A 26615-nucleotide genomic window follows, 5' to 3' on the forward strand; every position below is an offset into this window, starting at 1 on the left:
CCGCTGCCCGGCGATCCGGGCAGCGGACGCTGGTCGTGACAAGGCCACTGTGATGAAATGCGACCCCTCGCTCCTTCGCCCTGCCCAGCCTGCCGTGAAATCCCGCCTGATCCGTCAATTGCTGCTACCACCCCTGATCATTTTGCTGATGGTCGGCCTGGGGATGGCTGGCTACCTGATCAGCGAGAGCAACGGCATTCGCGCCTTGAGCGAGAACGGCGAACGCCAGCTCGAGCTCCACGCACGCACCGTCGAGAGCGAGATCAGCAAATACACCTACCTGCCGAGCCTGCTGGAACTCGAAGACAGCGTCTCGAAACTGCTCACCGACCCCGATGGCGGCTACCGCCAGACCGTCAACGAATACCTCGAAGGCCTGAACCGGCGCAGCCGTAGCCGGGCCATCTTCGTCCTGGACACCACCGGTCGCGTCCAGGCCACCAGCAACTGGCGCGACGCCGACTCCTTCCTTGGCGAGGACTTGTCGTTCCGCGCCTACTTCCAGGATGCCGTGCGCGGCGAGCCTGGCCGCTTCTACGGCATCGGCAGCACCACTGGCGAAGCAGGCTACTACCTGGCCCATGGGCTGGAAGAGCACGGCAAGATCATCGGCGTGGCGGTGATCAAGGTGCGCCTGGACACCCTAGAAGAACGCTGGCAACGCGCCCGCCTGGAAGCCTTCGTCAGCGATGAGAATGGCATCATCATTCTTTCCAGCGACCCGGCCCGCCGGCTCAAGTCGGTGCGCCCGCTGACCCCGCAGATCAAGGAACGCCTGGCGCGCAGCCTGCAGTACTACTGGTGGCCGCTCAACGAATTGCAACCACTGGCCCGGGAAACCCTGTCCGAGGGCGTGGAAAAACTCACCTTCCCTGCCAACAGCGAAATCGGCCAGGGCAAGCCCCGTGAAATGGCCTACCTGGCCCAGACCCGGCGCCTGGTGGACACCCCCTGGCACTTCACCTTGCTCACGCCCCTGCAGGACCTGCACCGTGAGTCCATGGTCCAGGGCATCCTGGTGGGTGTGGCCTTCGCCCTGCTGACCATCCTGGCGATCGCCTGGAACGAGCGCCGCAAGGTGATCGCCACCCGCCTGGCCGCCCGCGAAGCCCTCGAAGAGGCCAACAGCCAACTGGAGCGACGCATCACCGAGCGTACCGCTGATCTGCGCGCCAGCAACGAGCGGCTCAAGGGGCAGATCCGCGAACGTCGGCACGCCGAGCAGACCCTGCGCCACGCTCAAGACGAACTGGTCCAGGCCGGCAAACTGGCGGCCATCGGGCAAATGTCCACCAGCATCGCCCACGAGTTGAACCAGCCTCTGGCGGCGCTGCGCACGTTGTCTGGCAATACTGTGCGCTTCCTGGAACGCGGTGCCCTGGAAACGGCCAGCACCAATCTGCGCACCATGAACGACTTGATCGACCGCATGGGCCGTATCACCGCTAGCCTGCGCTCCTTCGCAAGGCGTGGCGATGACAGTGGCCAGGCCTCGTTGAGCAAGGCCGTCGATGCCTCCTTGCAGGTGCTGGCCAACCGCATCGCCGGCTGCAAGCTACAGCTGCACAGCCAATTCGAGGACCAGCAACTGGCCATCGACCAGACACGCCTGGAGCAGATCCTGGTCAACCTGGTCGGCAACGCCCTGGACGCCATGACCCACCAGCCCACACCGCAGCTTTGGCTCGAGGGCGAGCTGCAGGGCGACAAATACCGCCTGCGGGTGCGCGATAATGGTCACGGCATCGATGCCGAGGCGCGCAAGCACCTGTTCGAACCTTTCTTCACCACCAAACCGGGCGAGCATGGCCTGGGCCTGGGCCTGACCCTTTCGGCGAGCCTCGCCGCCGCTGCCAAGGGCTCGCTGAGCGTCGAGCATCCTGCCAGTGGCGGGACAGCCTTCGTGCTCGCCCTGCCCTTGGTCACGCCCACCGGCAATTCGGTAGAACCTCTATGAACGCAGGGTCCGTATGAACCAAGTGCCCTTGACTGTCCTGATCGTCGAAGACGACCCCCATGTGCTGCTGGGCTGCCAGCAGGCTCTGGCCCTGGAAGACATCGCCTGCGAAGGCGTGGGCAGCGCCGAGCAAGCGCTGGAACGCATCGGCGATGATTTCGCCGGTATCGTCGTCAGCGATATCCGCCTGCCCGGCATGGATGGCCTGGAGCTGCTCGGCCGGCTCAAGGCCCGCGACCGTAGCCTGCCGGTGGTGCTGATCACCGGCCACGGCGACATCGACATGGCGGTCGGCGCCATGCGCAACGGCGCCTATGACTTCATGGAGAAACCCTTCTCCCCCGAGCGCTTGGTGGATGTGGTCCGCCGCGCCCTGGAGCAACGCGGCCTGTCCCGCGAGGTCCATGCGCTGCGTCGCCAGCTGGCCGGCCACAGCACGCTGGAAGGCCGCATCATCGGCCGCTCGCCAGCGATGCAGAACCTGCGCGAACTGATCGCCAACGTGGCCGACACCTCAGCCAACGTGCTCATCGAAGGCGAGACCGGCACCGGCAAGGAACTGGTCGCCCGTTGCCTGCACGATTTCAGTCGTCGCCAGGGGCAGCCCTTCGTGGCGCTCAACTGCGGCGGCCTGCCGGAGAACCTGTTCGAGAGCGAGATCTTCGGTCATGAGGCCAATGCCTTCACGGGCGCCGGCAAACGGCGCATCGGCAAGATCGAACATGCCAATGGCGGGACGTTGTTCCTCGATGAAGTCGAGAGCATGCCGATCAATCTGCAGATCAAGCTGCTGCGCGTGTTGCAGGAGCGCACGCTGGAGCGCCTGGGCTCGAACCAGAGCATTCCGGTGGACTGCCGGGTGATCGCCGCGACCAAGTCGGACCTGGACGCCATGGGCCAGAACGGGCAGTTTCGCAGCGATTTGTACTACCGCCTGAACGTCGTCACCCTGGAGCTGCCGCCTCTGCGCGAACGCCGCGAGGACATCCTGCAATTGTTCGAGCACTTTCTCGAGCAATCGGCGCTGCGCTTCGACCGTGAGGTGCCGGAGCTGGACAGCCAGACCCTGTCACGGCTGATGGCCCACGATTGGCCAGGCAATGTGCGTGAGTTGCGCAACGTGGCCGAGCGCTATGCCCTTGGCCTGCCAGCCTTCAAGAAGAACGCCAGCGGCGCCAGTCAAGGCCTGGGCTTTGCCGAGGCCGTGGAAGCCTTCGAGCGCAACCTGCTCAGCGACGCTCTACAGCGCACCGGCGGCAACCTCAGCCAGGCCAGCCAGGAGCTGGGCATGGCCAAGACCACGCTGTTCGACAAAGTGAAGAAGTACGGCCTCAGCTGAGGCCAAGGGAAGCCCGTGGACCTCATACTCAAAGCCAGCCTGGGCGCCGCCGTCGTGGTGCTCCTGGCGATCCTTTCCAAGACCCGCAACTACTACATCGCGGGGCTGGTGCCGTTGTTTCCGACCTTTGCGCTGATCGCCCACTACATCGTGGGCAAGAGCCGGTCGCTGGTGGACCTGAAGGCCACCATCCTGTTCGGCATGTGGTCGATCATCCCGTACTTCGTCTACCTGGCCACCTTGTACGTTCTGGTCGACCGGCTGCGCCTGGAAGCCTCGCTGGCCCTGGCCACGGTGGCCTGGCTGGCGGCAGCGACAGTGCTGGTCACGCTGTGGATGCGCTTTCACTGAGCAGCCGCGCCTCGTGATCCTTGTGGGTACGGCTTCCTCACCAGAAGGGCATCACAGGTCAAAGGCCGGCCACATGCCTCGGATCTTCGCGGTGCGAGCTCAAGTAAGGCAGCACCGCCGCCAACAGCGGCGCCTTGAACGGCTCCTGGAAACGGTGCGCCAGCCCCGGGATCAGCCGTAACTGGCTGCCCTGGATATGCGCGGCCAGGTGCACCCCATGCATCACCGGCAACAGCGGATCGGCCGTGCCATGCACGACCAGCGTGGGGACACGCAACTGATTGAGCAGCGCCACCCGGCTGGGCTCGGCCAGAATGGCCATGATCTGCCGCTGAGCCCCTTCTGGATTGAACGCCCGGTCATAAGCCACAGCCGCCTGGTCCAACAGCACCGTGCGCTCGTCGGTGATCGTCGGGCTACCCAGCGCAGCCAGCAGGTCCGCCTGGTGCTCGATGGCCATTTCACGATTCGGCGCATCACGCCGGGCCAGCAGTTGCACCAATGCAGCGCTTGGCGCCGGCAGGCCCTCGGCGCCAGAGCTCGACATCACCAGCGTCAGGCTGCGCACACGCTCCGGCGCCATCGCCGCCAGGTGTTGGGCAATCATGCCGCCCATGCTCACCCCCAGCACATGGAATTGCTCGACCTTCAGCTCATCCATCAGGCGCAAGCCATCGGTGGCCATGTCGGTCAAGGTATACGGGGCCGAAACGGGCAGCCCCAGCTTGTAACGCAACAACTCGACGGTCAGGTTGGCCGAGGCTGGCAGCTTGTTCCAACGCGACAGCCCGGCATCGCGGTTGTCATAACGAACGACACGGAAACCTTGGCGACACAGGGCCTCGACCACATCGTCGGGCCAGTGGATCAATTGCCCACCCAGCCCCATGACCAACAGCAACACAGGGTCCGACGGTGCTCCCACGCTTTGGTAAACCAGGCTCAACTCGCCCAGTTCGGCCCGTTGTACCGGCGCACGCGTGTCGCAGCGTCCTTCGGCGAAGCTCGCCGGCGTGCTGAGTGACAAAAACAAGAAAACCAAAAAAGCCCGCATGAATGAAACACCAGAATGCAGATCCCCAGTAGAACGCGAGTCTGATGAAAACCGTTCGGGCGCGCTGCCACAAAAGCATGACAGTTTCGTGAACCCTGCCGGGCGGTCCTGCCATATCTGAGTACCTCATCCCTCCTACGCGGTTGCCCTTCAATGATTCCGGCCAATCCGGCCGAACGTTTGATGGAATCCTCATGACCGTTACGACGACATTTTACCTGCCCCCTCACGATGACTCGCGTGCCCTGTTAGCCGATACCCCGTCGACTCGCCGTGCCCTTGCACAGTGGCGCCAGGCACGCCAGACCTTCAACCGTCTGCTGAGCCTTGCGCCTGGCGTTCGCCAATCGGTCAATGACGTGCTGCAAAGCGCACTCGCCAGCGATCCGGAACATACCGGCCTGGTGCTGGAGTCCGATAGCCAGTTCGTCAACCTGACCCAACTGTGCGTGTTCGCCGATCAACATCGGACACCACCCCAGGACCTGAACACCAAGGCCAAGGTGAAGGGCAAATCCGACGCCAATCGCCAGCTGACCCAGCTACGCCCGAACGAACTGTATGCCCGCCTCGCCGTGTTTGACCTGTCAACGGCGGTGAGCAAGCGCTGGCAGGCGTATTGGGACGCGCGCGCCGAAGGGACGACCTTGAGCCGGCGTGAGTTCGCCCGCCAGCAATACCGAGCACATTTCCTGGCCACGCTGGATATCGTGCTGGATCAAGGCACCTTGGACGTCGAGTATCGAGCGCCGGTGATCGGCCTGCTGGAAAATCCAGAGTGGTTGATCCACAACCAGAAAAAGGTGCAGCTCGAAGTGCCCTCGAGCCAACCCGGCGCCTTGGTCATCAGCCTCGAAGGCGAAGCGCCCCAGGTGCTCTACTCGCCGGACCAGACAACGGCCTTCACGGGCTACGCCACGCGTGAAGCGCTTGAGACCCATCTGGCCTCTACGGGCCAAGAAACGATCAGCCTGTTCGAGGGCAGCGTGGACGCACGCGAGCGCGACTATCTGGTCAGCCGGGCCCTGGGGGGAAATTCAAGAGCTCACCATTCGCGGCTGAATCAGGCCCATCAACATCGTTTCAACGGCATTATCGGCATTGGCGCCGAGTGGCCCGCAACCCAATCGCTTGCTCAGTTGCAGCTCGATACCCATATGGGGCAACTGCTCCAGGCACATCGCGATACCTCACGAAGCAACCTTGACCTGCATATCGAAAACCTCGCCGCGCAAGCTGGAAAACTGCTGCTGGGCTTCAAGATCGCATTGGGCTTGATCCCCGTCCTGGGCTTACCGGTAAGTCTTTATGATCTGTACGACGCTTCTGCGGAACTGGTTAGAGCCCTGGCCGATGGCCAGACAGGCAATGTGCTCGATGCCATCGAGAATGTACTGGCCAGCCTGATCGATGTCGCCATGGATGTGCTGGGCAGTGGCGTGGACATCCGCGCCCCCGCGCTGCGCCGTTCAGCCAGGCGATACCAACTAGGACGATTGTCGACAGCAGGCGCAACATCGCCCCACCTGCCAACCCCCAGGCCGGAACCGTTTGCCGGACTGGCCGCTTATCGGGTCAGCGAACCCGTCTCCCTGGTAGGACTCTCTCCGGCCAATGAGGGCCGTTACCGAGGCATTTACCGTCATTCCCAAGGCAACTACATCGTGGTGCAGGGCCACCAGTACAAGGTACGGTGGGACGAGACCAGTCATACCTGGGAACTGACCGGCGACACCGGCAGCGCATTCAAACGGGCAATCGCGCTTGATGACACGGATAACTGGAACACGCACTTTGCCCTGTACGGCGTCCACCGCCTGGGTGGAGGCGCAGGCGGTGGTCAGGCATTGGGCCTTCTTGCCGACACACTGGACCCCATATGGCCCGCCTTCATCAAAGAACAACTGCCTCGCTGGTGGCGCGACCGGGCCTACCGGCTGCATAACCGCCTTCGTGAGAGCATTCCGCGCGAGTGGAACTTGTTGCAAGCTAGGGCTGAAGCGCTCAAGCATCGTATGGAGCCTTCGCTATCGGTACATTTCCGCGATACCGATCTGATCGCCGAGCTCAAAGCGTGCATCAAGGAGGCCAAACGCCTCCATGCGGACTGCCTGAGTCTGGAAGAAGTATCGTCCGGGCGCGTCAGAGCCAATAGCACGGCTGACGCGAATGAGGCGGCAATAATGATCGTTGACGGCCACTACCGACTGATACAGGTCAGTCAGTTGCGCTACCTGGAAATACTGGACGAACTGGGCAATCTCAGGCAGGCGAGCCACGCAAAAGCGTTTGAGCTGCGTCCTGAAATGGAGAGCTCGCTGTTCCAGGTCAAACTCCAGGAGTACTTGGCCATTCGCCAACAAATGAGCACCCAGCGTGTCAAGGCGCTGGCAGAACTGGACGAGTTTCGCCAACACATACAAACGCTACGCACATGGCGTAATGCAATCACGAACACCCAGCCGCGTCATAAGAATATCGCCACCATAGATGCCGGTATGCAGAGGCTGACAGACCCTGTTCTGGACTACATGGAGATCTCCCAACTGCAAGACCTGTTGCTCAAACCCGTACATTCCCCCGATGGCGGCTGGTTCAATCTCCGCGTTCTGATGGCAGCGCCACAAGCGGATCTGGATCGTGCCCTCTATCTTCTGCATGAACTGCCTAATGTGCAGGCCAGCAACCGTCAACGCCGCGTCATCGTCACCAGATCGATCGACCTGATAGGGCAATTCAAAAGCAGTTTGAGGTACTGGAAGCTCAGCTACACCGACTACTTGGACCTTTCCCGAGTCAAACGCCTGGAAGCCAAGCTCGATGCCTATATGCCCTATGCCAGAAAGCTGCAGGAGGCCGCCAAGCAGCCAGATCCCCACCAGCAACCACAACGCCCCGCTCAGGGACCCAACCAACCACGGGTATTCGAAACCGTGCAGGACGATTACCTGATCGGCACCCGTGACCGGCAACAGGCCAACACCTACCACGTCACAGGCGCGAACGGCCGCACAGAAACCTATCGACAGGACGCCTCCGGCAAGTTCGTCCTCACCAACCCGGCCCCCACCGACCTGAGGCACTTACGCAAGGCAACCCTCAAGGAACTGCAGGCTGAAGCGAATCGCCAGCTCGGCGCGCTAGAGGCCTTCAAGCGTCAGATCGAGCAGTACGCAGCACAGGACATGGATGGGGCAAGCCTGCAAGACCTGATGCAGTTCAAGGCAGCAGACCTTGATGATATTGTCAGCCGGATCACCCAGCTCGATTCCAACGACCCTTCGTTGCCCCGCCTACGCGAGGCTTCCGAGCGTCTTGTCGAACGCGGCCGGACCCTGCGTATCGAACAGATCGTGAAGACTCAGGAGCCCAAGGGTGCGCAGCTCGACTACCTGGTTGAGCAGGATGTCGTGAAGATCGAGAAAGTGGGCGCCTTGGTCGAGCTCAAGCGGCTCCCCGATGGACGTCGAGACTTCCTGCAGGAATTCAAAGTGATCGATAAGCGCCAGGACCTGACCAAGGTTCTGTGGTACGCCCATGTGCATTTCAACAAGCCAACACCTGCGTTCGACGACTTCGTCAAGGCGCACCTGAAGACACCGGCCCAACGCTATCTGGGCCGGGAATGGCAAATCAGCCATGTAGAGGCCATCTGGCGCGGCGACCTGAGTCGTGCCCAGGCTCAGAAACACCTCTCACCGCACTTCTAGCTATTGTGGGCACCTGTTCAGGTGCCCTTCTTTTTCCCGCGTCGACAACGCGCTCAACATGAGGGAAACTCAACAACACTCGTTGTTACCCCCATGAATGCCCTCGGAGCCGCCGTGCTGGAAATCCGTCACCTGAAAACCCTTCATGCCCTGCGCGAAGCCGACAGCCTGGTAGAGGCCGCCGAACGCCTGCACCTGACCCAGTCGGCCCTATCACACCAATTCAAGGAGCTGGAAGAACGCTTGGGAATGGCACTGTTCGTGCGCAAGACCAAACCGATCCGCTTCACCAGCGCGGGCCTTCGCCTGCTGCAACTGGCCGATGCCACCCTGCCCCTGCTGCGCGGCGCCGAACGAGACATCGCCCGGCTGGCCGGTGGTACCGCAGGCCGCCTGCACATGGCCATCGAGTGCCACAGCTGTTTTCAATGGCTGATGCCGACCATCGACCAGTTCCGCGATGCGTGGCCTGAGGTGGAGCTGGACCTGGCTTCAGGCTTTGCCTTCGCCCCACTGCCAGCCTTGGCCCGCGGCGACCTGGACCTGGTGGTGACTTCCGACCCTGTGGATCTGCCAGGGATCACCTACGTGCCGCTGTTTACCTACGAAGCCATGCTCGCGGTCGCCAACCAGCATCCGTTGGCCAACAAGCCCTACATCGTGCCCCAGGACTTGCTCGACCAGACCTTGATCACCTATCCCGTGGAGCGCGATCGCCTGGACATCTTCACCCGTTTTCTGGAACCGGCCGACATCGAGCCCGCCGCGGTGCGCACCTCGGAGCTGACGGTGATGATGATGCAATTGGTGGCCAGTGGCCGTGGTGTGTGCGGTATCCCGCACTGGGCACTGCACGAATACAGCTCGCGCGGCTATGTGAAAGGCAAACGCCTGGGTGAGAAGGGCCTGTTCGCCACCTTGCACGCGGCAGTGCGCACCGACATGCTCGATGCGCCTTACATGCGCGACTTCCTGCTGACGGCCAAGGACACGTCCTTCTCTACCCTCGATGGTGTCAGCGCGGTGCGCTGACCGCCTGGCGGTAGAGCGGCAGGATCAGGTCGCGGGTCAGGGGCGCCAACTCTAGATCCGTGATCTGGTCAGCGGCCAGCCAGACCACTTCTTCTATTTCTGCCGCCGGGGCGACGTCCTCGGCGCTGTCGACCCGAAACAGCTCGGCCAGGACTTCGAAGCCTGGCTCGTTGGCAGCCGGTGCGCTGAACTGACCCAGATAGACCGCTTGTGCGGGGTCCAGCCGCAGCCCCAACTCCTCATGCAGCTCACGCACCAGCGCCGCTTGGGGCGACTCACCGGCATCGATCTTGCCACCAGGCTGCATGAAGGCCTGGGTGCCGCGCTTGCGTACGAGCAGGGTACGACTTTGCGGGTCGATCAGCAGGGCGGCGGCGATGCGGATGATCTGGGACATGGGAACTCGCTTACAGGTAAAAAGGCAGCAAGGATCCCACGGGCGCAGGGTATGGACAAGGAACCGCTAAGTTCATGACGAACGGCCCCTTGCCAATGGCCGCCTCACCCTCCATAAACGACACATGAACCTTCCCGCCCAGCACCATCCGGTGCTCGACCTGTTCCACCCCGCCGTCGGCACTTGGTTCCGGCAACACTTCGCCACCGTGACCGACGCCCAGGCCCGGGCCTGGCCGCTGATCCACGGCGGCCAGTCGATGCTGCTCGCCGCCCCTACCGGCTCGGGCAAGACGTTGAGCGCCTTCCTTGCCGTGCTCGATGAGCTGTTTTGCCAGGGCCTGGCGCAGGGCGGTGAACTGCCCGCGCAGACCCAGGTGGTCTATGTATCGCCGCTCAAGGCGCTGTCCAACGACATCCGTCTCAACCTGGACGTACCGCTGGCGGGCATCAGCCAGGCATTGCAGGACCAAGGCCTACAGGCGCCACGCATCACCACCCAAGTGCGTACCGGCGACACCCCGCAAAAGGAACGCGCCGCCATGCGCAAGCAGGCGCCGCACATCCTGGTGACCACCCCCGAGTCACTCTACGTGCTGCTGGGCTCGGCCTCTGGCCGCGAGGGCCTGGCCAGCGTGCACACGGTCATCGTCGACGAGATCCACGCCTTGGCCGGCAACAAGCGCGGCTGCCATCTGGCCTTGACCCTGGAGCGCCTGCAAGCGCTGTGTGGACGCCCCCTGCGGCGCATCGGCCTATCCGCTACGCAGCGTCCCGTGGAGCGGGTGGCGCAGTTTCTGGTCGGTCACCAGCGCCCGTGCGCTATCGTCGACGTCGGCCATGCCCGCCGCCGCGACCTTGCCATAGAAGTGCCACCGGTCCCGCTGGGGGCAGTGATGGCCACCGATGTGTGGGATTTGGTCTATGACCGCATCGCCACGCTCGCCCGCGAACACCGCACCACGTTGGTCTTCGTCAACACCCGGCGCCTGGCCGAACGCTTGACCCGTCACCTGGGCGAACGCCTGGGTCAGACTGCAGTGGCCGCGCACCACGGTAGCCTGGCCAAGGAGTACCGCCTCGCCGCCGAACAGCGTCTGAAGGCGGGCGAGCTGCAGGTGCTGGTGGCCACCGCCTCGCTGGAGCTGGGCATCGACATCGGCGAGGTTGAGCTGGTATGCCAGATCGCCTCGCCCGGCTCGATTTCAGCCTTCCTGCAACGGGTCGGGCGCTCCGGCCACCAGGTGGAAGGGGTGCCCAAGGGGCGGCTGTTCCCGACCTCGCGAGACGATCTGATCGAATGCGTGGCCTTGCTCGACAGCATTCATCACGGCGAGCTCGATGAGCTGCACATTCCCAAGGCGCCGCTGGACGTATTGGCCCAGCAGATCGTCGCTGAAGTGGCCAACCAGCCCTGGTCGGAACTGGCGCTTTACGACTGCCTGCGCCAGGCCACGCCTTACAGCGCCCTGGACCAGGACCATTACCAGGCATTGCTGCGCATGCTCGCCGAGGGCTACAACGGACGCCAGGGTATACGCAGTGCCTACCTGCACCGCGATGCGGTCAGCGCCACCTTGCGCGGACGCCGGGGCAGCCAGCTGACCGCCCTGACCAGTGGCGGGACCATTCCGGACACCGCCGACTACGCGGTGTTGCTCGAGCCGCAGTCGCTTAACATCGGCAGCGTCAATGAAGACTTCGCGGTGGAAAGCATCGCCGGCGACATCTTCCAGCTAGGCAACGCGTCCTATCGCATCTTGCGGGTCGAGCCTGGTCGGGTACGGGTCGAAGACGCCCACGGCCTGCCCCCGACCATTCCATTCTGGCTCGGTGAAGCACCGGGGCGCAGCGATGAGCTGTCCGCTGCCGTTGCCCGTCTGCAGGCGCGAATCGATGAACGCCTGCAGGCCAGCGGCGGCGACTTTGCCCCGGTGTTGGCCTGGCTCCAGGACGCCTTAGCGCTGGACGAAGCCTGCGCAAGCCAACTGCTCGACTACCTCGGCCGCACCTGGCAGGTGTTTGGCGCCCTGCCCTCCCAGCAAACCCTAGTCATGGAGCGTTTCTTCGACGAATCCGGCGGCACCCAACTGATCATCCATTCGCCCTACGGCAGCCGTATCAACCGGGCATGGGGCCTGGCCCTGCGCAAGCGCTTCTGCCGCACGTTCAACTTCGAACTGCAGGCCGCGGCCAGTGAAGACGCCATCGTGCTGTCGCTGTCGACCAGCCATAGCTTCGCGCTGGACGATGTCTGGCGGTATCTGTCCAGCACAAGCGCCGAGCCGATCCTGATCCAGGCCTTGCTCGACGCACCGCTGTTCGGCGTGCGCTGGCGCTGGAACGCTGGCGTGGCCCTGGCCTTGCCACGCTATGTCGGTGGACGCAAGGTGGCGCCGCAGATCCAGCGGATGAAAAGCGAAGACCTGATCGCCGCCGTGTTCCCCGACCAGATTGCATGCCTCGAAAACATCGCGGGCGAGCGGCAGATCCCCGATCACCCGCTGGTGCAGCAGACCTTGGACGACTGCCTGCACGAAGCCATGGACAGCGAGGGCTGGCTGGCCCTGCTGCGGCGCATGGAAAGCGGGCAGATACGCCTGCTTGCCCGCGATCTGCCCGCGCCATCACCGCTGGCCTCGGCCATCCTCAATGCCCGGCCTTACACCTTCTTGGACGATGCGCCTCTGGAGGAGCGCCGCACCCAGGCGGTGCTCAACCGCCGCTGGAACGAAGTCCAGGGCAGCGACGATCTGGGCGCGCTGGACATCGACGCCATCGCCGCCGTGCAGGCCGAAGCCTGGCCGCAACCAAGCAATGCCGATGAAATGCACGAAGCCTTGATGAGCCTGGGTGCCATCAGCCAGGCCGAGGTGCAGGCCAACGCATCGTGGGCTGACCTTCTTGGACAATTGGCAGACGCCGGTCGCGCCTGCCGACTGCACCACGGCGAGCACAACCTGTGGCTTGCCCGCGAACGCCAGAACCTGGTGCTTGCGTGTTATCCGCACGCCCACCTGGCGCCTGCATTCGAGCTGTTGCCAGGCTTCGACCACCCGATCGAGCCAGACACCGCGCTGACCGAACTGCTGCGCTCGCGTCTGAGCGGTTTTGGCCCATTGACCGTGGCGCAAATCGCCGCGCCCCTGGGCCTGCCCAGCAGCGATATCGAACAGGCCCTTGCCCGCCTGGAGGTCGAAGGCTACGTACTGCGCGGGCATTTCAGCCCTGGCCAGCACACCCAGCAGTGGTGCGAGCGGCATCTGCTCGCGCGTATCCATCGCTACACGGTCAAGCGCCTGCGCCGGGAGATCGAGCCGGTCACCCTGCAAGACTTCATGCGCTTTCTGTTCGACTGGCAGCACGTGACGACCAGCGAGCGCGTGCAAGGCCCGCAGGCAGTGGCCCTGGTGCTCGATCAATTGCAAGGTTTTCCGAGTGCGGCCGGAGCCTGGGAGGCGGAGCTGCTGCCTGCCCGCATCAAGGACTACAGCCCGCACTGGCTAGACGATGCCTGTCGCAGCGGCCAGTGGGCCTGGAGCCGACTGGCATCGACCGTCTCCGCCAGCACGCTGTCGAGCACACCGCTGGTACTGTTGCCCCGCGAGCACCTCGGTCTGTGGCGCAGCCTGGCCCCCGCTCCGGCGCCCGACACACTCAGCCCCAGGGCACAACGTGTGTATCAGACACTCCAAGAACAAGGTGCTTTGTTCTTCGATGAGCTGGCTCAAGAAACGCATCTGCTACCCAGCGAACTCGAAACAGCCCTGCAGCAATTGGTGGGCGCAGGCCTGATCAGTGCGGACAGCTTCACCGGCCTGCGCAGCCTGATCGCTCCCGCAGCCAAGCGCAGTTCACGCAACATTCGCCGCGGCCATCCGCCGCTTTCGAGCAGCATGGCCCACGCCGGGCGCTGGGCACTGCTGCGCCGAAGCAGCCAGACGCAGGAACCAGAGCAGCGCCTGGAACACATCGCCCGTACGCTACTGCGCCGATACGGGGTGATCTGTTGGCGATTGCTGGAACGTGAAAGCGACGTGCTACCGCCCTGGCGTGATTTGCTGCGTTGCTATCATCGCCTGGAGGCACGCGGGGAGATCCGCGGTGGACGCTTCATCGCCGGGCTGGCCGGAGAGCAATTCGCCCTGCCCGAGGCGGTCGGTTTGCTGCGCCAGGTACGAAAGCGCACGCCACAAGGCGAGCGGGTGATGGTCAGCGCCTGCGACCCGCTGAACCTGCTGGGAACGTTGCTGCCAGGAAACAAAGTGGCCGCGGCGGGTGGCAATCGGCTGCTGTACCGCGATGGCGTGCCGGTGGCGACCCGGGTGGCGGGGCGTTATGAGTTCCTGCTGGAAGCGCCGACCACAGAACATGAGAGCTGGCGACAGCAGTTGTTGCGTGACAGGCCCTGAAGCCGCTTCGCACCCTTTCGCAGGCATCTGCCGATTGCATGCCACAAAGCCTTGTGAGAACTGGCCAAGCCTGCGCAGGGTCGTGCAGTGGCCCTTGAGCATGACCAATCTTTCATGTGTACAGCGGGCCATCGACTGGCAATACGCCACGCAATGGGGCTAAGGTCGGGGTTTGACCCAGGCCCCTGAGCCTGACCGAGCCATCGCAAGGACCCCGTATGAGCCTGTCACTTCTCAGCCGCTATGCCTTTTTCGCCGCCTGTGTGCTGTTCACCTTGGCCAGCCTGCCCTTCCTGCACCACGAATGGTTGTGGCCCTTCACCCTGACCACCGGCGTGCTCAGCCTGATCGGCCTGTTCGACCTGCTGCAGCAGCGCCACGCGGTGCGGCGCAACTACCCGATCCTTGGCAACATCCGCTACTTGGTCGAGGCCATTCGCCCGGAAATCCGCCAGTACCTGCTAGAAGCCGACAGCGATGCCCTGCCCTTCTCCCGGGCCCAGCGCTCGCTGGTCTACGCCCGCGCCAAGAACGAAGCGTCCGACAAACCCTTCGGTACGCTGATCGACGTCTATGAATCGGGCTTCGAATTCATTGGCCATTCCATGCGCCCGGCGCCCTTGGCGGACCCATCGAGCTTTCGCGTGGTGGTCGGCGGCCCGCAGTGCAGCCAGCCGTACTCGGCATCCATCTTCAATATCTCGGCCATGAGCTTCGGCTCGCTCAGCGCCAACGCCATCCGCGCCCTGAACCAGGGCGCCAAGCTGGGCAACTTCGCCCACGACACCGGCGAAGGCAGCATCAGCCCTTACCACCGCGAAAATGGCGGCGACCTGGTCTGGGAGCTGGGCTCAGGCTACTTCGGTTGCCGCACCCCGGACGGACGATTCGACCCCGAACGTTTCGCCGAGCAGGCGCGCAACCCGCAAGTGCGCATGATCGAGATCAAGATGAGCCAGGGCGCCAAGCCCGGCCATGGCGGCATCCTGCCCAAGCACAAGGTCACCGAAGAGATTGCTGCGACCCGCGGCGTCCTGATGGGTGAGGACTGCATCTCGCCTTCACGCCACAGCGCCTTCTCCACGCCCATCGAGATGATGCAGTTCATCGCCCGCTTACGTGAGCTGTCCGGCGGCAAGCCGGTGGGCTTCAAGTTCTGCCTAGGCCACCCTTGGGAGTTCATGGGCATCGCCAAGGCCATGCTCGAGACCGGCATCCTGCCGGACTTCATCGTCGTCGACGGCAAGGAAGGCGGCACAGGTGCTGCACCTGTGGAGTTCACCGACCATATGGGCGTGCCGCTGCGCGAGGGCTTGCTGTTCGTGCACAACACGTTGGTGGGGCTGAACCTGCGCGACAAGATCAAGCTCGGCGCCAGCGGCAAGATTGTCAGCGCCTTCGACATCGCCAGCGTGCTGGCCATTGGCGCCGACTGGGCCAATGCGGCCCGAGGTTTCATGTTCGCCATTGGCTGCATCCAGTCCCAGAGCTGCCACACCAACAAATGCCCCACCGGTGTGGCCACCCAGGATGCCCTGCGTCAGCGTGCCCTGGTAGTGCCGGACAAAGCCCAGCGGGTACTCAACTTCCACCACAACACGCTGCGCGCGTTGGCCGAAATGCTGGCTGCGGCAGGCCTGGAGCATCCGGCGCAACTGGAGGCCAAGCACTTGGTTCGGCGCATCTCCGCCACCGAAATCAAACTGTTCTCGCAGATGCATGTGTTCCTCAAGCCGGGCGAATTGCTCACCGGCGAGGTGAACGGGCAGTTCTATTCGCGCATGTGGCAGATGGCCCGGGCAGACAGTTTCGAGCCGCACACCGAGGTCGCCGCCTGAAGGCCTTGCCATTTGATGTGCCTGCGCTGGGCCAGGCACATCGGGTGATTTAGAGCAATGTCCTACAATGCGCCGAGCCGCCTCCTACCCACCCATTAAATAGTCGTTAATCAATGCCCGACATGCTCGATGCCTCTCATTCAGGAGTGCACATCATGTCGTCGACCAACAATCCAAACTTTCCAGAAACCTGCTCGGTCTCCAGGTCTCAGCGCCTGCTGGCGCTCGCCAGGCAGATCGCCGTGCTGGGCGTTGTCATGCCGATGTTGATGATCGGCCTGCTCAAATTCACATCGATCGAAGTACAAGCCCTCAAACCGCTCATCAGCCAGACACCTTGGCTGAGCTGGTTGTATGCCGTGTTTGGCGTGGCAGGGACATCCTACGTGCTGGGGGTAGTGGAAATATTGGCCGCCGTGCTGGTCTTGGCCAGCCGATGGTCGACCAAAGCCGCCATTGCCGGTGGAGGGCTTTGCGCGCTCACCTTCGCCACGACGCTGTCGATCATGCTTGCCGTGCCGATCTGGGAGGTCGCGTCAGGTGGTTTCCCTTGGCTCAACCGCGCCGGCAGCTTTCTGATCAAGGATCTGGCGCTGCTGGGCGTGAGCCTGATGGTATTGGCAGAAGGTCTGCTTCGCCGTCAGCGGCGTGCGCGTTTGCCAGCCAGCAACAGGGCAACGGTCAGTTCCACAGGTCATTGACGCTCAGCACAGTCGAAAAACAAAGCCCCGGCGCTGGCCGGGGCTTCGTTCGTCAGGAGGCGGTACTTGTCACGCCCTGCGTCTCTTTCGGAGCCAGGCGGAACGCGTAGTACAGCACTGTCAGCAACACCAGGAACGCCGGGCCGATGTACAGGGCCACGCGAGTGTCCTCGAAGTAGGCCATCAGGCCGACCACCAGCACCAGGAAGGCCAAGGCCAGGTAGGAGCTCAGCGGCCACAGCCACATGCGGTACTTCAGACCCTGACGCTCAGCGGTGGAGAGACCGGCGCGGAACTTGAGCTGGGCCAGCAGGATCATCACCCAGGTCCAGATCGCACCGAAGGTGGCGATCGAAGTCACCCAGACGAACACCTTCTCAGGTACCAGGTAGTTGGCCAGCACGCCCAGCAGCAACGCGCCGATCGACAACAGCAGCGCATTACGCGGCACGCCGCTCTTGGAGGTACGGGCGAAAGCCGCAGGAGCCTGACCATTTTGCGCCAGGCTGTAGAGCATGCGCCCAGTGCTGAAGATGCCGCCGTTACAGGAGGACAACGCCGCAGTGATCACCACGAAGTTGATGATGCCAGCGGCAGTCTTGATGCCCAGACGCTCGAAGGTCATCACGAACGGGCTGCCTTGGCTGCCGATTTCGTTCCACGGGTAGATCGACAGGATCACGAACAATGCGCCCACATAGAACAGCAGGATGCGCCAGAACACCGAGCCGATGGCTTGGGGAATGGTCTTTTGCGGGTTGCGTGCTTCACCGGCAGTCAGGCCGATCATCTCGACGCCCAGGTAGGCGAACATGACCATCTGCAGCGACATCAGCACGCCGGTCACACCGTTGGGCATGAAGCCGCCGTTGCTCCACAGGTTGGAGATGCCCATCGCCACGCCATCGTTGCCGAAGCCGAAGGCGATGATGCCGATGCCGCCCAGGACCATGGCAACGATCGTGACGATCTTGATCAGGGCAAACCAGAACTCGAACTCGCCGAACGCCTTGACCGCGATCAGGTTGATCGCCCCCATGCTGCCCAGTGCTGCCAAGGCCCAGATCCAGCGGGGTACGTCAGGGAACCAGATGCCCATGTAAATGGCCACGGCCGTGATTTCCGCCACGCAGGTTACCAGCCACAGGAACCAGTAGTTCCAGCCGGTCAAGAAGCCCGCCAGCGGGCCGAGGTAATCCTGGGCATAGCGACTGAAGGAGCCGGCGACAGGGTTGTGAACGGCCATTTCGCCGAGCGCGCGCATGATCACCAGGATGGCCAGGCCACCGATGATGTAGGAAAGCATGATCGCAGGACCGGCCATTTCGATGGCCTTGGCCGAACCGAGGAACAGGCCTACACCGATACAGGCGCCCAGCGCCATCAGACGGATGTGCCGTTCGCCCAGCTCGCGCTTGAGTGGGCCGCCCTGGGCGGTCTCACCATGGGCAGGGTGGTTGCCGACTGGCATAGCAATACAACCTCATTTTGTTATTGGATATGACCTTCGTGCAGCGCCGGCCAAGCCGATGGGCGTGGCGTCGTCTTGCCAAGTGAGCCTTGTGGGCCCGCCTGTCCACCGAATCCGGCGGACGAAGGGGTCGAGCAGTATAGGAATCCGCCCGCAGGGCTTTTCACTATATAAACAGGGAAATTTGGAGAGAGTTCTGGACCAAAATCCCTTTCGCGGAAGAGAGAAATCCCTCTCGCCCCCCTCTCGAGGAGAATGGGGCGGCTACCATAGCAACATTGCCGCAGAATGGAAGCTGCACCAAAGGCGGATATTCCGACTCCAGCTTGCGAGGCTTCTTACAATTTTTTCACCAACCCCGCCTAACGTCTAAGCTTCAGACAAGCAAGACGAAAAGTACCTGGCCGGATTGAAGACTATGGGCGCACTGTGGCAATCGGAACCAACCAGAACGGAAGCACCCGAAACCTCTCCGGCTGAAGCGCCACTACCAAAGACTCCCCGCCAGCGTCGCCTATGGTGGCGGCTCATCGTGCTGCTCGCTGCCATCGTCATCGGCTTCGCCGCCTACGACGAAATGCGCACCTCCAAGCTGCAATCCAGGGAATTCAGCCGTCTGGCCGGCACCCTCACCTACTCCCTGGAGCCTGGCCCGAGCGATGCGATCATCTACCCGGGCGACGGCCCGTTCGACAAGCGTCTGGGCTACAGCGCACTGGGCGAGTTCCTGCCACGACTGCTCAAGCGCGACTACCTGATCAGCCAGCAAGTGCGCTTCTCGCCGGCGCTGATGAACTACGTTGAGCACGGCCTGTTCGTTCCCTACGTGGAGAAGATCCAGGCCGGCCTGTCGATTACCGACTGCCGCGGCCAGGATCTGTACCACTACAACTACCCGCAGCACCTGTACCCGGATTTCGCCTCGATCCCGCCGATCATCGTCAAAAGCCTGCTGTTCATCGAAAACCGCGACCTGCTCGACCCGCAAGACCCACGCAATAACCCGGCGGTGGACTGGCCGCGCTTTGCCAAGGCCGCCTACAGCCAGGTGGCCAAGTACCTTGCCCTGCCCGGCCAGTCGGCTGGCGGCAGTACCTTGGCCACGCAGTTGGAAAAGTATCGCCACTCCCCCGACGGCTTGACCGTGTCCGGCTCCGAGAAGATCCGCCAGATGATTTCCGCCAGCGTGCGCGCCTACCAAGGCGGGCCGGATACCACGGTGGCGCGTGAACGCATCGTGCGCGACTACCTCAACAGCGTGCCGCTGTCGGCGGTGCCGGGCCACGGTGAGGTTCACGGCATGGCCGAAGGGCTGCGGGTCTGGTATGGCGCCGATTTCGACCAGGTCAACCAGGCGCTGGCCGGTACCGCCACCGACCCGGACTCCATGGCAGCGCGCGGCCTGGCCTTGCGCCAGGTACTGTCGTTGATGATCGCCCAGCGCCGGCCCTCCCATTACCTGACCAAGGGCCGGGTGGAGCTGGCCGAGCTCACTGACGCGCACATTCGCGTGCTCGCCGCCAATGGTGTGATCGACCGTCCCCTGGCCGATGCCGCCTTGGCCAGCAAGGCGGTGTACCGCGACTGGGTGGCCCAGCCGACCATCGTGCCGATCATTACCAACAAGGGTATCAGCCTGGCCCGCAACCGCCTGGCAGCCATGCTCAACCGGCCGCTTTACGACCTCGACCGTCTCGACGTCTCGGCCACCAGCACCTTGCAGGCCGACTTGCAGATGCAGGTCAGCCAGTACCTGAAAAACCTTTCCGACCCTGAGTTCGCTGCCCAGATGGGCCTGATTGGCGAACGCCTGCTCACGACCAAAACCACCGACCAGGTGCGCTACAGCTTCACCTTGTTCGAGCGCACCGCCGATGGCTCGCGGGTACGGGTGCAGACCGACAGCACCGACCAGCCCTTCGATATCAACGAAGGCAGCAAGCTGGAGTTGGGCTCCACAGCCAAGCTGCGGGTACTGACCACCTACCTGGAAATCATCGCCGAACTCCACGACAAGTACGCCGGCAAGCCTGCCGCGGAGCTCAAGAAGGTCCCGGTGGCCGAGCTCGACCGCATCACTCAATGGTCGCTCGAATGGCTGATGCAGAACCCCAAGGACCAGAGCCTGGATGCCATGCTCGACGCAGCACTGGAGCGCAAGTACTCGGCCAACACCGGCGAAGCCTTCTTCACCGGCGGCGGCATGCACGTGTTCAACAACTTCCGCAAGGAAGACAACAGCCGAAACCCGACCCTCAAGATCGCCCTGCGCGAGTCGATCAACCTGCCGTTCATCCGCCTGATGCGCGACTTGGTGCGCTATGTCACCTATCAGCAGCCGTTCAACCGCGAGCCGCTGCTCAAGGACGATTCCGACCCACGGCGCCAGGAATACCTGGCGCGTTTTGCCGACAAAGAAGGCACCAACTACCTGATGCGGTTCTGGAAAAAGTACCAGCGCAAGACCTCCCAGCAGCGCCTGGACACCTTCCTCGACAGCATGCGCGTCACCCCGCAGCGCCTGGCCGCCGTGCACCGCTACCTGTTCCCGGAGGCCGGACAGGAAACCTTCAACGCCTTCGTCCGCGCCCATAGCGCCAACGACAAGAAGGCCCTGGCCAAGCTCACCGATGGTCGTCTGTCGGAGATGTACGAGGCCTATGGGCCCGGCAAGTACGACCTGCCCGATCAGGGCTACATCGCCAAAGTGCACCCGTTGGACCTGTGGCTGCTGGGCTATCTGCTCAAGAACCCCGGTGCCTCGCTCACCGAGATGGTCAACGCCAGCCGATTCGAGCGCCAGGAGGTCTACAGCTGGCTGTTCAAGAGCCGCCATCAGGGCGCCCGCGACAGCCGCATCCGGACCATGGTCGAGATCGAAGCCTTCCTGGATATTCACCAACGCTGGAAGCGCGTGGGCTATCCGTTCGATCATCTGGTGCCGTCGCTGGCCACCGCCATTGGCAGTTCCGGTGATCGCCCGGCCGCACTCTCCGAGCTGGTCGGGATCATCCAGAACGACGGCGTTCGCCTGCCGACCTTGCGCATCGACACCCTGCACTTTGCCGCCAACACCCCCTACGAAACCAAGCTGATCAGCGACCCGGACCGCGGCCAGCGGATCCTTCCCGTGGAAGTGGCCAGGGCCCTGAAGGGCGCGATGTCGCAGGTGGTGGATGCCGGCACAGCGCGGCGGATCTCCGGCAGCTTCAAGCTGCATGACGGCACGTCGCTGGTGATGGGCGGCAAGACCGGCACCGGCGACAACCGCATCGAAAGCTTCGGTGCTGGGGGCCGCCTGATCGGTTCGCGCTCGCTCAACCGTACCGCCACGTTCGTGTTCTTCCTCGGCGAGAACCACTTCGGCACCCTGACCGCCTTCGTCCCGGGGCGTTCGGCCGAGGCGTTCACATTTACCTCGGCCTTGCCGGTGCAGGTGCTCAAGGGGATGGCGCCGATTCTCATGCCGTATCTGGAGCCGGGCAGCGCCACCGAATGCAAGGCCCCGGAGGTGGCGATGCATACGCCGTGATGCAACGACTCATCGAAAATACAGATAAGAATCATCCGCATTTTGGCGCTTGTGTTTAGATATATCTTGAGTAATATCTTTCGATATATCGAAACACACGGAGCCGTCTCTCCATGCGCGACCACGTCCCACACGACCCCTTCGAACGCCGCCCCGCCCGGGGCGAGCGTGGCCCGCGGGTCTTCGCCCCTGGCGATCTGAAGCTGTTGATGCTGTCGATGCTGGCCGAGCAGCCCGGTCACGGTTATGACCTGATCCGCCAGATCGAAAGCCTGTTCGACGGCAGCTATACCCCAAGCCCGGGGGTCATCTACCCGACCCTGAATTTTCTCGAAGAAGCCGAGCTGATCACCGGCCAGGTCCAGGGCAGCAAGCGCCTCTACGTCATCACCGAAGCGGGGCGTGAGGCCTTGGCCGAGCAGGCGGTGGCGCTCGATGGCGTGCGTATGCGCATCGAAGTCAGCAAACGCGCCCTGCGTGGGCACGATCGCCCGCCAGAGATCCACGAAGCAGTCGGTAACCTGCGTCACGCCCTGCACATGCATAGCGGTCGCTGGACGCTCGAGGAGATCGAGCGGGTACGCACCCTGCTCAACGACACTGCCAAGGCCATCGCCTCAGGCCCCACCGAGGCTGTTACGGAGAACTCCCCATGAGCGATACCATCCATCGCGTCAACCATGAAATCCGCCAACGCCGCCTGCAGGTGCTGCGGGTCACCGACCTGACCCCGCGCATGCGCCGCATCACCTTGGGCGGCCCAGAACTGCAAGGCTTCACCAGCATGGGCAGCGATGATCACATCAAGCTGCTGTTCGCCCTCTCCCCCGAAGAGCAACAGGCCATCGACGCCCGCAATCTCGGTCGCGATGGTGGCGCTCGTCCGACCATGCGCGAGTACACGCCCCGACGCATCGACCTGGTGGCCAATGAATTGGATATCGATTTCGTGCTGCACGGCGATGGCCCGGCGTCCACCTGGGCGGCGCAGGCTGCACCGGGCCAAACCCTGGACATCGCCGGCCCACGCGCCTCGATGGTGGTGCCGGACCTATTCGACAGCTACCTGCTGATTGGCGACGAAACCGCGATCCCCGCCATCGGTCGACGTCTCGAAGAATTGCCTGCTGGCCGCCGGGTGCTGGCGCTGATCCAGATCGAAGACGAGCAGGAGCAGCAGCCATTGCCGAGCAAGGCGCACGTCGAGGTGATCTGGGTGCATCGCCACCAGGACGACCTGTTGGCCATGCTCGAGCAACTGGCGCTGCCGCCCGGTGCGCTGTACGCCTGGGTTGCGTTGGAAAAGACCCTGACCCGCCAGGCCAAGGCATTGCTGCTGGAAAAAGGTGTGAAGGACGATGCGCTGAAAGCTGCGGCCTACTGGCGCCAGGACGGCAGTGTCGATGACGAATGATGTTCTGCAGCTCATGCATTGCAGGTACAACTGGCTTGCTCTGTAGCGTCCTCTTCGCAGGTAAACCCGGTTGCGCAGGTACTTCGGTGCTATAGGGAACACCGCTGTACCTGTGGGAGCAGGGTTACGCGCGAACGGGCCGACACTGCCTCAATAGGCCTGCGTCAACCGACGCCCCCGCCAGCGATCCACCCCGACCAACACCAACCCGATCCCCCAGAATCCCACAAGCACGCCCAAGGCATTGAGCAGCACCTGCCCATAGCCAAGAGTCGCGACATCGATGAACGGGTACGCATAAACGCCGATTTCCCGCCCCCGCCACAAGGCATAGGCAAAATACATTGCTGGGTACAGGGTCCACGCCGCCAAGTGCCACAGCCGCAAGCTGCCCTTGGGCACCTCACGCCACCAATACAGCACGCATACCAGCGGCATCACATCGTGCAGCAATTCATCGGCCACCCATTGCCAGCCCTGGGGTTGCCACAGATGGCGCAGCAGCACGCTATAGGCGAGCGCGACCAGCACGATGCTCGCGGTGATGCCGGAACCCACCACGGGCGAAAGGAAGAACCGCTGCGCACTCGACGCCCGGCCAAACGCCGCATAGCTAAGCACTGTCGCGACCAGGGTATTGGTCAGCACCGTGAAGTAACCAAACACATTCACCAGACCGCCGATCAGGCTAGCCTGCTCCTCCCAGCGGGCCCACAGCACCAGGTAGACCTGTATCGCCAGGCCCGTCCAGCCGAGCCACGCGGCGAAAGTCAGCCAGGGATGACGCGGCATCAGCCAGCCCGCTGGAGTTTCACGTAGAGCTGCTCGACCTTCTCCCGCGCCCAGGGCGTCTTGCGCAGGAAGGTCAGGCTCGACTTGATGGTCGGGTTGCTCTTGAAGCAACGAATGTCGATGCGCTCGGCCAGGCCTTGCCATTGGTAGTGGGCCACCAGCTCGGTGAGGATCTGCTCCAGCGTCTTGCCGTGCAGCGCGTTGTGTTGGGCCGTGCTCATGCCTGTGCTCCCGCGGGTAAAGATGCGCACCTTACACGAGTGTAGTGACAGGCGGCGCTGATTCGGCGTTGCGAGTCGCATTTGCACGAAGCACTGGCCAAAGCGTGAACCCTTGTGCTGCAATAGAGATGTTATATTGTAACAATAAAGCTCTCTGCCAAGGAACGTCACACCCCCATGCGTCACATGTCTCTGCGCCTCTCCCCCCTCGCTGTCGCCCTCTGGCTGGCCTCCATGCCCAGCCAGGCCGTGGAACTAGAACCTCAGGTCATCACAGCCAACCCCTTGGGCAATCGCCAATTCGCCGCGCCCAACACGGTGCTACAAGGCGACGACCTGCTGCATCAACAGCAAGGCAGCCTGGGCGAGACCCTCAACAAACAGCCCGGCGTCGCTTCGACCTGGTTCGGCCCCGGCGCTAGTCGCCCGGTGATCCGCGGCCTGGATGGCGACCGGATCCGCATCCTGCGCAACGGCGTGGGCGCACTGGATGCTTCATCGCTGTCCTATGACCACGCCGTCCCGCTGGATCCGGTCAACGTCGAACGCATCGAAATCGTCCGCGGCCCGGCCGCCCTGCTCTATGGCGGCAATGCCATCGGCGGTGTGGTCAACACCTTCGACAACCGCATTCCCGACTCGCCCATCGAGGGGATCCACGGCGCCGGCGAGCTGCGCTACGGCGGCGCCGACACCACCCGCAGCAGCGCCGGCAAGCTGGAGGCCGGCAATGGGGCTTTCGCCTTGCACCTGGACGCCAACAGCCGCCAGTTCAACGACCTGCGTATCCCAGGCTATGCCCGCAGTTCGAAAGTGCGCGACAGCGATGAGCCCGGCAGCCGTCATCGACTGGAAAATAGCGACGGACGCCAGGATGGCGGCGCCATCGGCGGTGCGTACCATTGGGACCGGGGCTACACCGGCCTTTCTTACAGTCGCTACGACAGTAACTACGGCTCGGTCGCAGAGCCCGGGGTCCGCCTGGACATGCAGCAAGATCACTATGGTTTTGCCAGCGAGCTGCGCGACCTCGAAGGCCCGTTCAGCTCGATCAAAGTCGATGCGGGCTACACCGATTACCAGCACCGCGAGATCGAAAGCGGCGAAGTTCACACCACGTTCAAGAACAAAGGCTACGAGGCGCGGGTCGAAGCACGCCACCAGCCCTTCGGCCCCGTCGAGGGCGTCCTGGGCGCGCAAATCAGCCGCAACGAATTCTCCGCCCTGGGCGAGGAAGCGTTCGTCCCCCACACCGACACCGACAGCCTGGCGCTGTTCATGCTCGAACAATGGCAGACCAGCGAGCGCTTGAACCTGAGCCTCGGCGCGCGTCTGGAACACACCCGCATCGATCCGGATGCCAAGGGCAACGCCACCTTTGCCAGTGCCGACAACTCGGAAAGCTTCACTTCCGCAAGTCTCTCGTCCGGCGCGGTGTACCAACTCGACCCGGTCTGGTCGCTGGCCGCGAACCTCGCCTACACCGAGCGCGCCCCGACCTTCTACGAGTTGTACGCCAACGGCGCACACGTAGCCACGGGCGCCTTCGAAGTGGGCGACCCGAACCTGAACAAGGAAAAAGCCGTTTCCACCGACCTGGCCCTGCGCTTCGACAATGGCACCCACAAGGGCAGCGTGGGCGTGTTCTACAGCCATTTTCGCAACTACATCGGCCTGATCGGCACCGGCAACCTGCGCGAAGGCCACCACCACGATCATGATGATCACGATCACGATCACGACCATGGCGAACTGCCCGAATACCTGTACCAAGGCGTGCGCGCCCGGTTCTATGGCATCGAAGCCCAAGACCGCTGGCAGTTGGCCGAAAACCGCTACGGCAGCTTCGCACTGGAGCTCTCAGGCGATTACACCCGCGCCAAGAATCTTGACAGCGGTGAGCCTCTGCCGCGTATCGCGCCGCTACGCCTGAACAGCGGTTTGCTCTGGGAACGGGATCGCTGGCAAGCGCGGGTCGACGTGCAGCACGCGGCCTCGCAGCACCGCAAACCCGCCAACGAGACCAGTACCGACGGCTACACCACCCTCGGCGCCAGTCTGGGCTACCGCTTCGATATCGGTCAGAGCGACTGGCTGGTATTCGTGCGCGGAGAAAACCTGACCGACCAGACCGTGCGCTATGCCAGTTCGATCCTGCGAGACATCGCACCAGCGCCTGGACGCAGTGTACAGGTGGGATTGCGCACCTCGTTCTAAGCATTCTGGCGGCGCCATGGGCCCAATCGCGATGGTCCGGAGCCAGGACAAGCCAGTTCCCTCAGTGGCGCGGGAGCTGGCGAAGCCTACAAAAGGCTGCCCAACTGCCCCAACTATTACTCTCTGAGCAACAATCCGCTGCGACAATTTGTCTTTTTTTCTTACAACTTCCCCTATA

The 26615-nt window shown here is 63.1% G+C and carries 17 protein-coding genes; 12 read left to right on the plus strand and 5 right to left on the minus strand.

Features of this window, described 5'->3' with window-relative positions; genetic code table 11:
* Positions 1-52: 52 nt before the first annotated feature.
* Genes AB1N67_RS19395 through AB1N67_RS19405 form a run of 3 tightly spaced genes read left to right on the plus strand, consistent with a single transcriptional unit; the run spans position 53 to position 3647 of the window.
* Positions 53-1957 carry an ATP-binding protein gene (locus AB1N67_RS19395; protein ID WP_102081826.1) on the plus strand — a complete coding sequence of 635 codons (1905 nt, stop codon included), beginning with the start codon at positions 53-55 and terminating at the stop codon, positions 1955-1957.
* A 13-nt stretch (positions 1958-1970) separates the two neighbouring features.
* Positions 1971-3296, plus strand: coding sequence for a sigma-54 dependent transcriptional regulator (locus AB1N67_RS19400; protein ID WP_043206502.1), 1326 nt, complete (start codon positions 1971-1973; stop codon positions 3294-3296).
* A gap of 24 nt (positions 3297-3320) precedes the next feature.
* Positions 3321-3647, plus strand: coding sequence for a GlpM family protein (locus AB1N67_RS19405; protein ID WP_180962711.1), 327 nt, complete (start codon positions 3321-3323; stop codon positions 3645-3647).
* A 58-nt stretch (positions 3648-3705) separates the two neighbouring features.
* On the opposite strand, the gene AB1N67_RS19410 is transcribed toward AB1N67_RS19405, so the two are convergent.
* Positions 3706-4701 carry an alpha/beta fold hydrolase gene (locus tag AB1N67_RS19410; protein ID WP_102081824.1) on the minus strand — a complete coding sequence of 332 codons (996 nt, stop codon included), beginning with the start codon at positions 4699-4701 and terminating at the stop codon, positions 3706-3708.
* Between the two features lie 194 nt (positions 4702-4895).
* Here AB1N67_RS19410 and AB1N67_RS19415 point away from each other — a divergent pair, with 194 nt between their 5' ends.
* Both AB1N67_RS19415 and metR read left to right on the plus strand, forming a co-directional pair.
* A complete protein-coding gene (locus tag AB1N67_RS19415; RefSeq protein ID WP_102081823.1) occupies positions 4896-8411 on the plus strand; it encodes a dermonecrotic toxin domain-containing protein in 3516 nt (1171 codons plus the stop codon).
* Between the two features lie 114 nt (positions 8412-8525).
* Complete coding sequence (gene metR, locus AB1N67_RS19420; protein ID WP_043206532.1) at positions 8526-9443, plus strand: transcriptional regulator MetR; 918 nt, start codon at positions 8526-8528, stop codon at positions 9441-9443.
* Here metR and AB1N67_RS19425 read toward each other — a convergent pair.
* Positions 9427-9840 (minus strand): NUDIX domain-containing protein, encoded by a 414-nt coding sequence (locus AB1N67_RS19425; RefSeq protein ID WP_102081822.1) that lies wholly within the window; start codon positions 9838-9840, stop codon positions 9427-9429. The genes metR and AB1N67_RS19425 overlap by 17 nt on opposite strands.
* Positions 9841-9964: 124 nt before the next feature.
* Here AB1N67_RS19425 and AB1N67_RS19430 point away from each other — a divergent pair, with 124 nt between their 5' ends.
* The 3 genes from AB1N67_RS19430 (at position 9965) to AB1N67_RS19440 (ending at position 16790) form a co-directional block, all read left to right on the plus strand.
* The gene (locus AB1N67_RS19430) at positions 9965-14251 is read left to right on the plus strand and encodes a DEAD/DEAH box helicase (RefSeq protein WP_102081821.1); all 4287 of its coding nucleotides are present in this window, start codon (positions 9965-9967) and stop codon (positions 14249-14251) included.
* A 218-nt stretch (positions 14252-14469) separates the two neighbouring features.
* Positions 14470-16089: an FMN-binding glutamate synthase family protein gene (locus AB1N67_RS19435; RefSeq protein WP_043206495.1), complete on the plus strand. Its 1620-nt coding sequence runs from the start codon at positions 14470-14472 to the stop codon at positions 16087-16089.
* A 113-nt stretch (positions 16090-16202) separates the two neighbouring features.
* Positions 16203-16790, plus strand: coding sequence for a YkgB family protein (locus AB1N67_RS19440; RefSeq protein WP_206605128.1), 588 nt, complete (start codon positions 16203-16205; stop codon positions 16788-16790).
* A 52-nt stretch (positions 16791-16842) separates the two neighbouring features.
* Here the strand turns inward: AB1N67_RS19440 and AB1N67_RS19445 are convergent, their stop codons facing one another.
* Positions 16843-18261, minus strand: a complete 1419-nt coding sequence (locus AB1N67_RS19445) for an amino acid permease (RefSeq protein WP_090345020.1) — start codon at positions 18259-18261, stop codon at positions 16843-16845.
* A 418-nt stretch (positions 18262-18679) separates the two neighbouring features.
* On the opposite strand from AB1N67_RS19445, the gene AB1N67_RS19450 reads away from it, so the two are divergent.
* The 3 genes from AB1N67_RS19450 (at position 18680) to AB1N67_RS19460 (ending at position 23207) form a co-directional block, all read left to right on the plus strand.
* Positions 18680-21793 carry a biosynthetic peptidoglycan transglycosylase gene (locus AB1N67_RS19450; protein ID WP_102081820.1) on the plus strand — a complete coding sequence of 1038 codons (3114 nt, stop codon included), beginning with the start codon at positions 18680-18682 and terminating at the stop codon, positions 21791-21793.
* Between the two features lie 113 nt (positions 21794-21906).
* Complete coding sequence (locus AB1N67_RS19455) at positions 21907-22449, plus strand: PadR family transcriptional regulator (RefSeq protein ID WP_102081819.1); 543 nt, start codon at positions 21907-21909, stop codon at positions 22447-22449.
* On the plus strand, positions 22446-23207 hold the full coding sequence (locus tag AB1N67_RS19460) for a siderophore-interacting protein (protein ID WP_043206491.1): 762 nt from the start codon (positions 22446-22448) through the stop codon (positions 23205-23207). The genes AB1N67_RS19455 and AB1N67_RS19460 overlap by 4 nt, the downstream gene beginning before the upstream one ends.
* A 150-nt stretch (positions 23208-23357) precedes the next feature.
* Here the strand turns inward: AB1N67_RS19460 and AB1N67_RS19465 are convergent, their stop codons facing one another.
* A complete protein-coding gene (locus AB1N67_RS19465; RefSeq protein WP_043206490.1) occupies positions 23358-23999 on the minus strand; it encodes a Pr6Pr family membrane protein in 642 nt (213 codons plus the stop codon).
* The gene (locus tag AB1N67_RS19470) at positions 23999-24220 is read right to left on the minus strand and encodes a VF530 family DNA-binding protein (protein ID WP_043206489.1); all 222 of its coding nucleotides are present in this window, start codon (positions 24218-24220) and stop codon (positions 23999-24001) included. The genes AB1N67_RS19465 and AB1N67_RS19470 overlap by 1 nt, the downstream gene beginning before the upstream one ends.
* Before the next feature lie 177 nt (positions 24221-24397).
* Here AB1N67_RS19470 and AB1N67_RS19475 point away from each other — a divergent pair, with 177 nt between their 5' ends.
* Complete coding sequence (locus AB1N67_RS19475; protein WP_102081818.1) at positions 24398-26437, plus strand: TonB-dependent receptor; 2040 nt, start codon at positions 24398-24400, stop codon at positions 26435-26437.
* The last annotated feature ends 178 nt before the right edge of the window (positions 26438-26615 follow it).

The organism is Pseudomonas guariconensis (genome assembly GCF_040822035.1).
Lineage (GTDB): Bacteria > Pseudomonadota > Gammaproteobacteria > Pseudomonadales > Pseudomonadaceae > Aquipseudomonas > Aquipseudomonas guariconensis.